The organism is Candidatus Paceibacterota bacterium (assembly GCA_035452965.1).
Lineage (GTDB): Bacteria > Verrucomicrobiota > Verrucomicrobiia > Limisphaerales > UBA8199 > UBA8199.
Window position 1 is genome coordinate 550,070 of sequence record DAOTCE010000001.1, and the last position, 13,069, is coordinate 563,138.

At 60.9% G+C, this 13,069-nt stretch carries 10 protein-coding genes; all 10 read left to right on the forward strand.

What is annotated here, in order from left to right:
• The first annotated feature begins 151 nt into the window (after window positions 1–151).
• The 10 genes from P5205_02025 to P5205_02070 all read left to right on the forward strand — a co-directional run bounded on the left by P5205_02025 (window position 152) and on the right by P5205_02070 (window position 12,884).
• Window positions 152–1,975: an alpha/beta fold hydrolase gene (locus P5205_02025; GenBank protein HSA09124.1), complete on the forward strand. Its 1,824-nt coding sequence runs from the start codon at window positions 152–154 to the stop codon at window positions 1,973–1,975.
• A gap of 37 nt (window positions 1,976–2,012) precedes the next feature.
• The gene (locus P5205_02030; protein ID HSA09125.1) at window positions 2,013–2,630 is read left to right on the forward strand and encodes a hypothetical protein; all 618 of its coding nucleotides are present in this window, start codon (window positions 2,013–2,015) and stop codon (window positions 2,628–2,630) included.
• Between the two features lie 49 nt (window positions 2,631–2,679).
• Window positions 2,680–3,657 carry a transporter gene (locus tag P5205_02035; GenBank protein HSA09126.1) on the forward strand — a complete coding sequence of 326 codons (978 nt, stop codon included), beginning with the start codon at window positions 2,680–2,682 and terminating at the stop codon, window positions 3,655–3,657.
• 24 nt (window positions 3,658–3,681) lie between these two features.
• On the forward strand, window positions 3,682–4,584 hold the full coding sequence (locus tag P5205_02040; GenBank protein ID HSA09127.1) for a transporter: 903 nt from the start codon (window positions 3,682–3,684) through the stop codon (window positions 4,582–4,584).
• 52 nt (window positions 4,585–4,636) lie between these two features.
• The gene (locus tag P5205_02045) at window positions 4,637–6,979 is read left to right on the forward strand and encodes an arylsulfatase (protein HSA09128.1); all 2,343 of its coding nucleotides are present in this window, start codon (window positions 4,637–4,639) and stop codon (window positions 6,977–6,979) included.
• 271 nt (window positions 6,980–7,250) lie between these two features.
• Window positions 7,251–9,545, forward strand: a complete 2,295-nt coding sequence (locus P5205_02050; GenBank protein HSA09129.1) for a DUF2959 family protein — start codon at window positions 7,251–7,253, stop codon at window positions 9,543–9,545.
• Window positions 9,546–9,742: 197 nt separating this feature from the next.
• Window positions 9,743–10,075, forward strand: coding sequence for a lipocalin family protein (locus P5205_02055; protein ID HSA09130.1), 333 nt, complete (start codon window positions 9,743–9,745; stop codon window positions 10,073–10,075).
• Window positions 10,065–10,349 (forward strand): hypothetical protein, encoded by a 285-nt coding sequence (locus P5205_02060; GenBank protein HSA09131.1) that lies wholly within the window; start codon window positions 10,065–10,067, stop codon window positions 10,347–10,349. Before P5205_02055 ends, P5205_02060 begins: the two co-directional genes overlap by 11 nt.
• Before the next feature lie 22 nt (window positions 10,350–10,371).
• Window positions 10,372–11,457: a hypothetical protein gene (locus tag P5205_02065; protein ID HSA09132.1), complete on the forward strand. Its 1,086-nt coding sequence runs from the start codon at window positions 10,372–10,374 to the stop codon at window positions 11,455–11,457.
• Window positions 11,458–11,516: 59 nt separating this feature from the next.
• Window positions 11,517–12,884 carry a DUF481 domain-containing protein gene (locus P5205_02070; GenBank protein ID HSA09133.1) on the forward strand — a complete coding sequence of 456 codons (1,368 nt, stop codon included), beginning with the start codon at window positions 11,517–11,519 and terminating at the stop codon, window positions 12,882–12,884.
• Window positions 12,885–13,069: the final 185 nt, after the last annotated feature.

Here is a 13,069-nt window from a genome sequence, read left to right on the forward strand (position 1 = left end):
ACCCCAGAGCTTATCCGCCACCAGCCCAGAATGGCCGAGGTGCCCCTCCCGGGCACGAGGACTCGCCAGGCTGAGATCATTCGCGGGCCCTCTGGCAGCTCTCGCGGCCTTAATCCTGGGCGGCTGTACCGCGTCGATTGGCGCGGTCCGCGTGACCACGCGGCAGGCCTATGCGCAGGTGCAAGCCAGCGCGCTCCGCACCGGCGGGCCGAGTGCGGATACTGTTTCGATCCTGCACCGCTACGATCTGGACCGCCTGGCCCCCCGCCAGCCGGATGCGGCTGTGCATCAGCTCTACCAGAAGGCTCTGGCCACCGGCGATCGAGACCTCCTATTCGCGCTGGCGGAGTTGAGCTACGCGGCGGGGGACCACATTCGCCGCAGCGTCAAGCCCTGGGACCCGCGCGAGGCGCGTGACTACTACCTCGGCGCGGCGGTTTATGCCTGGCTGTTCCTGTTTGGTGACGGAGAAGATGCGCCGCCCGGCCCGTTCGATCGCCGCTTTCGCGCGGCGTGCGATTTCTACAACTACGGTCTCGGCCTGGCGCTCACCGGACCGCGGAGCACCAACGCGGTCGTTCGACTGGAAAACGCCCGGCGCCGGCTGCCCATGGGCGAAATCGAATTGCGGCTTCGCCAAGACGAGCTGGCATTGCAACTCCATCAGTGCGAGGAGATCCTGCTTGCGGATCAATTCCGCGTCCACGGCTTGAGTGTGCGCAACCGCGAGCCGGGTGTGGGGGCGCCACTGATTGCGGTCTTGCCGACCGATCCCGCTTTGGGCATGCGGCGGGCCGTGCCCGCTACGGTGCTGCTACGCTTGCAAGGGACGCTGGCCGACTTTGCTGCCAGCCGGGGCGCCGCCGCGCTGGAACTGTATTCTCCCTTCGAAGACACGAACGTGACGATCGGACAGGCTAAAGTGCCGCTGGAGACCGATCTCACGACCTATCGCGCCTACACCTTGAACCAATCCACGATCTGGAAGCTCGGCAAACTGGATTTCCTCGCTCCAGCCAAGCGCAGTCCCAGCCAGTTGATCCTGAATCAGCCCTATGAATCGGGCCGCATCCCGGTCGTGCTTGTCCATGGCACTTTCTCCAGCCCGGTCACCTGGGCGGAAATGGGCAACACCCTGATCGCCGACCCCGTGTTGCGCCAGCGCTATCAGTTCTGGACTTTTAAGTACGGCAGTGGCAATCCGCTGGTGCGATCCATTGCGGACCTGCGCGCGGCCCTGACGGCCGAGGCGCAACGGCTTGACCCGCAGGGGACAAACACTGCGTTGCGGCAAATGGTGGTGATCGGTCACAGCCAGGGGGGCCTGCTCACCAAGTGCGCCGCCGTGGATACCGGCGACCGCCTCTGGCACGTGCTGAGCACCAATCGCTTGGAAGACTTGAAGACTAGTGACGCGCAGCGCGCGGAACTCCGAAGCCTCTTTTTCCTCGAGCCGCTGCCGTTTGTGCGCCGCCTCGTGTTCATTGCCACCCCGCACCGCGGCAGCTACCTCTCTGGCGGACTCGCCCGCCGGCTGGCCCGGCGGCTGGTCACGCTGCCCGGCACTCTGGCTTCCCGCGGAAAAGAACTGCTCCTCCTGGCCAAAGGCTCCGACGCCGGGAACTTTGCCGGCGACAAGCTGCCCACCAGTCTCGACGGCATGTCACCGAAGAACCCCGGCCTTTTGGTCCTGGCGGAAATCCCCGTTGTGCCGTCGGTGAAGGCTCACTCCATTATTCCTGTATTGGGGGAAGGCGACTATCGGCAGGGGCGGGACGGGGTAGTGGCCTACCAAAGTGCCCACGTGGACTATGTGGAGTCCGAGTTCGTCGTCAGAAGCAAACATTCGTGCCTGAATCAACCGGCCACGATCGAGGAAGTGCGCCGCATCCTCCACGAACATCTCAAGGAATTGCCACCCAAGACCGCTCAGGCCGACCTGCCGGTCAGCCTCAAGCTGGCTGCCCATCAATAAACACAATAACTGGACAAAAAACCACCAACAGAAACCTATGAACGCTAAAACACTGGACATAACGAGATTGGCGCTGCTTCCAGCCGCCATGCTAACCTTCGCCTCCTGCTCGTCTACCCCTTTCACGCCGCCCATCGAGACGACCGCCGCCACCGCCTATCAGGAGGGCGTGCCGGGCGGGTTGGTCGTGGAGACGCACAGCATGAAGGCTACTGTGATCGGCATTGATGCGGCCAACCGCAAAGTGACGCTCGTCACCTCAGATGGAAAGAAGACCACGGTGAAGTGCGGCCCTGATGTGATCAACTTCGACCAGATCCGTATAGGTGACCAACTCAAGGTGACAGTGGCCGAAGAAGTGGTTGCCTACCTGGCCGAAGCCGGCGCGTCACAAAGGGAGGGTGGCGCAGCGTTCGTGGCGCTGGCTCCCAAGGGCGCCAAACCAGGCGGCATCGTCACCGAGACCGTGCAGGTGACCGCCAGGGTAACCGCAATCGATCTCAAAGCTCGCAGGGCCACACTCCAATTTCCGGATGGCGCCATCCGGAAGGTCGCCGTCCGTCCGGACGTGGACCTCACGAAGCGGCATGTCGGCGAAGAAGTGGTGATCCGCATCACCGAAATGGTGGTGCTCAGTGTCGAAACGCCCTCATAGCGGATCTGGCAAGAACTTAACAGATCACAAATTAGAACCTAACATGACTATGAAACAGAAGGTTCTTATAGCCGGTATTGCCTGTACCTTGGCAATGACCGCCGTCACCGCGCATGCCGAAGAGGGCGGTAGTGCCCATTACATGCCCGGTAGCACCGCGTCCTTCATTGACGCTTTCCCTGGCAAGCCCGGCGGTATCGCCGTGCTGGACTTCTTCACCTATTACGAAGCCAGTGCGCCCGTCAATCGCCAGTTGCCGCTCGGTGGGTTACTCACCGCTGGCATCGACGCAACAGTATATGCAAATACCGTCGTGGCGGTTTACCAGACACCGTGGAGCGTCCTGGGCGGCGGGTTGGCGGCGGGTGTGGCGCTGCCTTATGTCTGGCTGGAAGTGAAAGGAGAAGCGCAGCGCACAGGCCCCGGTGGACAGCCTGGCACCCGTTTTACAGCCAAAGATACTGCGGATGGGTTCGGCGATATGACTATCTATCCTTTTATGCTGGGATGGACAAATATCGCGCCCGACCTCAAACTCGACCTCCGCCTGGGCATCTATGCTCCCACCGGAGATTATGAACAGGGCCGGCTGGCCAACGTCGGCAAAAACTACTGGTCCTTTGAGCCGGGCATCATGGCGAGCTGGTTCAGCAGCAAGATTGGCACCGAAGTCAGCCTTTACACCGGTGTGGATTTCAACACGGAAAACGGCGACACCGATTATACCAGTGGCACATCCCTGCACATGGATCTGACGGTGGCGCAGCACTTGCCTCTCTTTGGAGGCTTGGCGGGTGTGGGTGGAAACGCCTTTTACTACCAGCAATTGACCGGTGACAGTGGCCCCGGCGCGCGACTCGGCGATTTCGAAGGAATGACCTGCGGTATCGGCCCGGTTATTTCTTACGTTCGCCCCTTGGGCCGTGATACCACCTTGCTGGCTGAAATTAAGTGGTTACCCGAGTTGGACACCGATAAGCGCCTGGAGGGCGACTACGTCTGGGTAAAGCTGGGCATTCTGTTCTGACGATTGGCAGTTCAAACAACTCACATGACCAACCAAACAAATCCCATAAAGCTCTCCCTGATCACACTGGTTTTCACGCTCACCGCGGCAACGGCCCTCGCGCAGAACAACGCGGGGAGTTTTTACCGTCCGCTTACTCTCCAGACGGCCGACACTGGAAGTGGTGCGGGAGCCGTCTCTGATGCTGAGGATCAGCAAGCAAAAGCCGCCGCCCTCGCCAAGGCGACTTTAAACCCCATCGCCAGCCTCATCAGCGTTCCCATTCAGAACAATTTTGATTGGGGTGCGGGCCCTGCGGACGATGGATTTGAATACAAGGTAACGGTGCAACCCGTGATACCAATATCGCTCAACGAGAATTGGAATGTCATTTCGCGCACGATCCTGCCTTTTATTCATCGGGAAAACTACTCTGGCCCCGGCACCAGGTCGGGCCTTGCCGATACGACCCAGAGCCTCTTCTTCTCGCCAGTGAAACCCGGACCGGGAGGCTGGATTTGGGGTGCCGGACCCGTGCTGCAGATTCCGACGGCCACGGATGATCTGCTCGGCGAGGAAAAATGGGGCGCAGGCCCTACCGCCGTCGTCTTAAAGCAGCAGGGGCCGTGGACCTATGGCACTCTGTTCAACCACGTCTGGTCCTTCGCTGGTGAGGAGCGTCGCGCTGATGTCAATCGCACGTTCCTCCAACCTTTTGTGTCCTACACAACCAAGACCTTCACCAGCATCGGGCTCAATACCGAGAGCACCTATGATTGGCAGCGGTCCCAATGGACCGTGCCGGTGAACCTGTTCGTGCAGCAGTTGCTAAAAGTTGGCAAGCAGCCCATCTCCCTGCAAGTTGGCGGACGCTATTACGCTGAAGGGCCTAGCGGTGCGCCGGAATGGGGCCTGCGTTTCCAGATCTCATTCCTGTTTCCGAAGTAAACCCCATGAACCACCTGCAACCGAACGGGTCTTTTCCAAACGAAACGATACTATGAAAACAAAATCTATCCTCACCACCCTCAGTCTCGCACTAGGTGCAATTGCAATACCAGCGGCGGACGGGCTCGACCGGACGGTGCTGCCGGTTCAGTTCCCGAAACCACCCGCCCTCAAGGAACTCTACGCCAAGGACGTGAAGACCATTCCGCCCAGGCAAGAAGTGAAGGCACCCCAGGGCGCGCCCAATGTGCTGGTCATCCTGATTGACGACCTCGGCTTCGGTGCCACGGAAACCTTCGGCGGTCCGATGAAGACGCCCACGATGCAGAAGCTGGCGACGGGCGGTCTTCGCTACAACAGCTTCCACACGACGGCGCTCTGTTCGCCGACGCGCGTCGCGCTCAAGTCGGGCCGCAACCATCACACGGGCAACATGGGCTTCATCACCGAAATGGCGACGGGTCTGCCCGGTGCCACCGGCGAGGTCCCCAACAACGTGGCCCCGCTGGCGAAGATTCTTCAGTTGAATGGCTACAGCACGGCGGCGTTCGGCAAGTGGCACGAGACGGCGGTCTGGGAAACCAGCGTGTCCGGTCCGTTCGACCGCTGGCCGTTGCGGCAGGGCTTTGACAAGTTCTATGGCTTCATCGGTGGTGAAGCGAACCAGTGGGCGCCGTACCTGCATGACGGGGTCGCCCAGGTCGAGCTTCCCAACGACCCGAACTACATCCTGAACACGGACATGGCGAATCAGGCAGTGGCGTGGCTGAAGTTCCAGAAAGCCATGACGCCGGACAAACCGCTCTTCATTTACTACGCGCCGGGCGCCGTGCATGCGCCGCACCATGTGCCGCAGGAGTGGATCGCGAAGTGGAAGGGCAAGTTCGATGGCGGCTGGGACAAGCTGCGCGAGGAGACGCTCGCACGGCAGCTCAAAATGGGCGTGGTGCCCGCCGGCACCAGGCTTGCGCCGAAACCCAAAGCCATCAAGGATTGGGACACGCTGTCCGCCGACGAGAAGAAACTCTTCACCCGGCAAGCCGAAGTGTTTGCCGCTTTCGTGGAACATACCGATTACGAAATTGGCCGCGTGATTCAGGCCATTGACGATGTGGGCCAACTCGACAACACATTGGTGTTCTACATCGCCGGCGACAACGGGACTAGCGCCGAGGGCGGCATGAACGGCATGTTCAGCGAAATGACCTACTTCAACGGCGTCACCGAGAAAGTCGAGGATATGGTCAAGCTGGTTGACAAATGGGGCGGCCCGCAAACCTATCCGCACATGGCGGCTGGTTGGGCCGTGGCCCTCGACACGCCGTTCCAATGGACCAAACAGATGGCGTCCGATTTCGGCGGCACCCGCGTCGGCATGGTTGCCCACTGGCCCAAGGGCATCAAGGCGAAGAACGAGGTGCGCCCCCAGTTCAGCCACGTGATTGACATCGCGCCGACCATTCTGGAAGCCGCCGGCCTGCCGGAACCCAAGGTCGTGAACGGCACTCCGCAGATTCCGATGGAAGGCAACAGTCTGGTCTATACGTTTGACAACGCGGCGGCCAAGGAGCGCCACACCACGCAGTATTTCGAGATCGCCGGCAACCGCGCGATCTACCACGACGGCTGGTTTGCCCGGACCACTCACAAGGCGCCGTGGGAACCCAAGCCACGCCGGGCGCTTGCGGAAGACATTTGGGAACTTTACGATACCCGCGCCGACTTCAGCCTTGCCAACGACCTCGCCGCGGCAAACCCAAAAAAACTCAAGGAGTTGCAGGCCGTCTTCCTTAATGAGGCCCGGAAATATAATGTGCTGCCCATTGATGACCGCGTGTTCGAGCGGCTCAACGGCGATCTCGTGGGCCGCCCCGATCTCATGGGGAAACGCACCTCGATCACCGTCGCCGAAGGCATGTCTGGCATGATGGAAAGTGTCTTCATCAACGTGAAGAACCGGTCCAAGACCATCACCGCCGAGATCGAAGTGCCCGAGAAAGGCGCGCACGGCATGATCCTCGCGCAAGCCGGTCGCTTCGGTGGTTGGGCGCTCTATGCCAAGGACGGCATCCCGGCCTACGACTACAACTTCCTGGGCCTAAAAAGCACGACGATTGCGGACACCAAGCCGCTCTCGGCCGGCAAACACACACTTCGCTTCGAATTCGCCTACGACGGCGGCGGCCCCGGCAAAGGCGGGAAGGGCACGCTGTTTGTGGATAGCAACAAGGTGGCTGAGGGCCGGATCGATCACACCCAAGGCGGGCTTTTCTCTGCCGACGAGACGGCGGACGTGGGCATTGATCTCGGCACGCCGGTGGTGGAGTCCATCGGCTGCGAAGCCAAGTCGCGCTTCACCGGCCGCATCCCGAAAGTCACGGTTGAGGTGAAATGATACGTCTGTGAACCACGCGAGCTGGCCCGGCACTTCCTCCGGCACGGACCGGCCCGCGAATTCACCGACGAGACGGAAATCCAGTGCCGACGAAAGTTAAACATGAATATCCGCAGACCTTTTGATTGAGCAAGAAATAACAACAAAACACTATGAAAGCTATGAGATTAAAACCACACTGGCCCTTCTCAGCCTGGCGCTGGGCGCGGGTCTAAGCTCGCAAAGTCTGTCGCAGGCAAGCGAAGCCGCCCTCAACCGTTCCGTCCTGCCCATGCCGAACACGGTCCGGCCGGACTCGGTCGTCCATGACATGAAGAGCCCGGATGCCAAGTATCCGCCAATCCCGCAACTGCGCCCGCCGAAGGGCGCGCCGAACGTGTTGATCGTCCTCGTTGACGACGCGGGCTTCGGCTCCTCCAGCGCCTTTGGCGGCCCGTGCCACGAGGTGCCGGTCTGGCAGACGAGCCCGGCGGGGCCGTTTGATGCCTGGCCCACCGGCGGCGGCGGCTTTGAGTATTTCTACGGCTTCATCGCCGGCGAGGCCAACCACTGGTATCCGACGCTCTTCGAAGGCAACACGCCGGTGGAAAACAAAAAGACGCCCGAGCAGGGCTATCATTGGGTGCCGGACATGACGGACAAGGCGATCAAATGGATCGGCCAGCAGCAGGCGCTCGCGCCGGACAAGCCGTTCTTCATCTACTACGCCCCAGGAGCCACGCACGCGCCCCATCATGGGCCCAAAGAATGGGCCGACAAATACAAGGGCAAGTTCGACCAAGGCTGGGACATGCTGCGCCAGGAAACCTTCGCCTGCCAGAAAAAGCTGCAAATCATCCCGGCCGATTGCCAGCTCACGCCCCGGCCCAAGGAAGTTCCGTCGTGGGACGAGATGCCGGAGGCGCTCAAGTCCGTGCTGCGCCGCCAGATGGAGGTCAATGCGGGATTCATGGAATACACCGATCACCAGGTCGGCCGTCTCGTGGAGACGCTGGACAAGCTGAAGATTCTCGACAACACGCTCATTTACTACATCGTGGGCGACAATGGCGCTTCGTCCGAAGGCACAATCAACGGCGCCTACAACGAGATGGCCAACTTCAACGGGCTGGCCCCGCTTGAGACGCTGGAGTTCCTCATGGCGCGCCTCGACAAACTCGGCGGGCCGGAATCCTACAACCACTACGCGGTCGCCTGGGCGCACGCGATGGACACGCCCTACCAATGGACCAAGCAGGTGGCTTCCCACTGGGGCGGCACGCGCAACGGCACCGTCGTTCACTGGCCCAAGGGCATCAAGGCCCGGGACGAAATCCGCTCGCGGCTCGCCCATGTCATTGACGTGGTGCCGACGGTGCTCGAAGCGGCCGGCTTGCCGCAGCCCGAATCTGTGGACGGCGTCCAGCAGGATCCCATCGAAGGCGTCAGCATGGCCTACAGCTTCGACGCGCCCAAGGCCGCCGAGCGGCACGAGACGCAATACTTCGAGATGTTCGGCAACCGCGCCATCTACCACAAAGGCTGGACCGCTGCGACGAAACACCGGACTCCCTGGGTGCTGATCGGGGCGAAGAACGTGCCCTTAGACGAAAACGTGTGGGAACTCTACTCGGACCAGGACTGGACCCAGGCGATGATCTTCTCCGCCGATGACGGATGCGATGTGGGTGAGGATTCGGGCGCCCCGGTATCTCCCGATTGCGGACCGGTGAGCAACGCCTACAAGGAGAGGATAGAGGCGTGCAGCTCTCGATCACGGATGATCCGAACAACCACACCGTCAATCCCGAGGACGCGATCAAGGCGGCCATGGGGAGGCAGTGAAAGTTTCGTTCGTGAACCCGCGCGCTGTGCAACTTGTCCGCGTTCTCGCTGGCGACACGAACGTAAAAGCAGCAGTAGAAGACATAGATTAGAGACATCAACCAAAACGAAAGACAAACAACATATGAAAAAGCAAAACTACCTCATTATCGGCCTGACGGCCCTGCTGGTCACATCCAGCCAGGCCAGCCAGGAACAACTCGCCAGGAGCATCCGCGAAGCCCGCGTGGAGACGGGCCGGACCTCGGCACAACTCAAGGTCACGTTGGGCTCGCTGAACGCCCTTACGGCACAGACGAAAGGTGACCTCCGACCTGTTTACACCACGTTTTGCAAGGAAGTGGCCAACACGGAATCGGCGGCCGGCTGGACGCGGACGCGGACCCAATGGATGGCCAGCGATGGCCGACAGTATTTCAAGGACTGGCAAAACACGGTCAATGGCATTGCCAATCAATCCCTTCGGGAGAAGGCCCAGAAGCGAATGGGCAATGTCCAGAAGAGCTACGACAAGGTGGAGGCGTCGCTCGGGCAGGCAGGCGAGAAGTTCAGACCCTTTCTCTCCGACCTGGGCGACATTCAGAAAGCCCTGGCCTCGGACGTGACCCCGGGCGGCGTCAAGGCGATCAAGGGCACCGTTAGGAGCGCCAACTGGAACCACCAGTTTGTGGACAAGGCAGTGAAGGCTGCGCTGAAGGAAATGGATAAGATGGCGAAAGCGCTGTCCTCGGAAGCCCAGTAAACCGAGGTGCGAGGCCGTCGCCAGGCTTGCGAATTCAGCGAGTTGAATCGGCACCTCACCGGTGGTGCTCGATTACTTCGACGCCGCGTCGTCTTCCTTTAACGGCAAGATTGGGGCGACCCGGATCAGGTAGCCGAAGAAATCGCATCGTGTTGCCCGCGCCCGCCGGTGGGCGCGGGCAGTTGTTCAAACCAGTCATGACCAAACAAACCAATAGGTCGGTGCAATCCGGGACCTTTACCATGCTGCGTCCGGTTGGCTTATTCCTGCTCGGGCGTGGGCTGGTGTCCAGTTCCACCACCAGCAGGGGCTTGGACGCTCCGGCCACTGCGGCGTCGGTCGACCTCAGCCGCTACGCCGGCCGTTGGTATGAGGTCGCTCGGCTGCCGACGCGGCTGCAAATGGCGAATGAGGCCGCCCTCGCGGAATACGGCGCGCCTGCGATTTCAGAGGCGCGCTACGAGCCACTCCAGGTTCGTCGGCCAGACGAGAAGCTACCAGAAATCAACCTACAACATTATGAACGATGACAGAAAGCTGGTCGTGCACTACAACAATGGCACCAGGCTCGAAATATCTTTTCCGATTCAGGTAAGGAACTCGCAGGCGACGGTGCTGGAAGCCATGAAGAGAATCATGGAATCCGACAAAATCGCCTTCGAGGCAGAGGGCCGCTTGATCGTCATTCCCTGGGCCAGCGTAGCCAGACTGGAAGTCAGCCCCACGCCGGCTTCGCTGCCTTTTGGCGTAATCAAGAACGCAAAGCTGGAGCATGAAAGCACTTTTCATAACCACAGCAGATAAAGACAAACAAGAGCGCACAACTATGAAAACAAGGCTCAAACAAAACCTCCTCGCCACGGTGCTCGCTGGCGCCGTGGTTTTGACCGGTTGCACTCATCTTGGCCCCAGGACCGTGGCCGTGGACCGTTTCGACTACAGCACGGCCATCGCCGATTCGTGGAAACAGCAGACGCTCCTCAACATCGTCAAGCTCCGCTACATGGACCTGCCGGTGTTTGTGGACGTGGCGTCCATCGTCAGTGGCTACTCCATGCAAACGGGTGTCAGCATCAACGGCACCCTCTCCTCCGAAAAAGCCATCCAGGGCAATTACCTCGCGGCTGGCGGACAGGCCCTCTACACCGACCGGCCCACCATCACCTACGTGCCGTTGACCGGGGAAAGATTCCTGCGCGGCCTCATCACGCCGATTGATCCCAAAAACATCTTCTTCATGCTGCAAGCGGGCTTCCCGGCGGATTTCATCCTGGCCCTGACCGTCGAAGGCCTGAATGGCGTGCGCAACCGTTCGGTCGCCGCCGGCGCCATGCGCGAGGCGGACCCGGAGTTCCTCCGTGCTTTGGACCTGCTGCGCCAGGTGCAGGCCGCCGGCGCGTTCGGCATGCGCGTCGAAGAAGACAAGGCCAAAGGCTCGACCGGGGTGGTGTTCTTCCGGCGCGACGATGTCCCCGCCGACATGTTGGAAAAGGCGGCGGAAATCCGGCGGCTGCTCAAGCTGCCAGCGGAAGGGGACAAATACGTGCTCGCCTATTCGCCGGTCCGCGGGGTGGACAATGAGCTGGCCGTCAACAGCCGCTCCATGCTGCAAATCATGGGCGCCTTCTCGAGCTATCTGGACGTGCCGGAAGTCCACCTGAAGGAACGCAGCGCCGTGCCCGCTTTCGACAAAGCCGCCCCGGGGAGCCGGCAGACCTTTGTGCGGATTCACAGCGGCAAGGACAAGCCGGGGCATGCTTTCGCCGCCGTGCCTTACCGTGACCACTGGTTCTGGGTTGACGACGGTGACTGGCAAACCAAACGCGCCTTCACCGCCGTCATGTTCTTCTTCACCCTCGCCGAATCCGGCAGCTCCGAGAAAATGCCCTTGATCACCATCCCCGCGCAATAAGCAGTCACAACAAACCACGCACTGGGCATGAACTTTAAGACCAGGTTGACTTGAGACATGTGAAGGTTCATCGCGTAGCCGTCGTGACTATCTGGCTGCTGCTCACCTGGGCAGCTTCGGCCAGCGAATCGGACGCTGCCGCTGCATCGCCCGGCGAAGTCAAGGTGCCCACCATGAATCACGCCGATGTGCTGGTCACCGCTGAGGGTGAGCGGTTCGTGGGCCGGATCATCGCTGAGACGCCCGGCACTGTCGTCTTCGAGTCAAAGGTGGCCGGGCGTCTTACCTTGTCGCGCGCGCAGGTTCGCGAGCTCCAGCGCCAGTCGGCCAGCGAGCCGGTCAGCGTGTTGCCGCTCACCAACCAGCCGCCGCTGGGCACGAACCCACTCTCGACTTTCAGCTCTCCGACCTCGACCAACGCCTGGCTTCCCCCCAGCCTCGGCCACGACAACCCGGATTGGATTCAGCTTAAATCCGGCTCCTGGCTCAGCGGCAGATTCAAGTACCTCCAGGACCGCACCGTGGAGTTCGACAACGACGAGCTGGACGAACAGAGCTTCCGGTTGAAGGACATTCGGCAGATCCGTCCCGCCGAGCCGGCGTGGGTTCGCTTCGACGACCGCGAAGAACCGGTGTTTGGAACTGTTGTGCTTAGCAATGGCGTCGTTTCCGTGGGCGGAGCGGAGGAGCTAACCTCGCCCCGGGACCGGGTTCTCGGTATTACCCCTGCCGGCAGCAAGGGGATAAGCTACTGGTCCGGCAACCTGAGCGTCGGGCTGAGCCTCCAGTCCGGCAACAACCGCATCACTACGCTGAGTACCAGTGCCGAGCTGGCCCGGCGAACGCCTAACACGGACCTGGTATTCGACTACCTGGGAAATTACAGCGAGGCTAACGGAATTCAGAACGCCAACAACCAGCGTGCGAGTCTGACCTACGATGTGCGGCTGGATCGTCACTGGTTCGTTCGCCCCGGCTCGATCGAATACTACCACGACCCTGTTGCCAACATCTCGCTGCGAGGGACGGCCATGGTAGGTGGCGGTTACTACATCTTCGACCGTTCGGGCCTGACATGGAACGTGGCTGCAGGTCCCGCCGCCCAGTACACCAGATTTGAGCAGGTGGAGACCGGTCAGTCGGAAAGCGCCACAACGCCCGCCGCCTTCGTGTCGACGAGTTTCAAGGTGGACATCTCCCGGCGCCTGACTCTGAGCGAGAAACTACAAAGCATCTTCACAAAAGAGGAGGCCGGGCAGTATACCCATCACTCAGTCACCAGCCTCGAGTTCAAGATCAAGCGGCACCTGGACCTGGACGTTTCCTTTGTCTGGGAATACCTGCACAAGCCCGCGATGGAATCCAACGGCGACCTCCCCCAGAATAGCGATTTCTACCTCACGCTGGGACTGGGACTAAGGTTCTAGCGTCGCCTCTGAGCCCTCCGTCTTCTTCGCGACCACCAACACGAGCCGCAAAACACGATGCAGTAGTCGCACCAGCCTCCCCCTCTCCCCACGGGCCGGCGCGCCTGCTGCAACCATTGGAATGCGCCCTGCCGGTCAACGCAAATGGCAAACCTTCCTCCACACCCACAAACTGTGGCGACCCG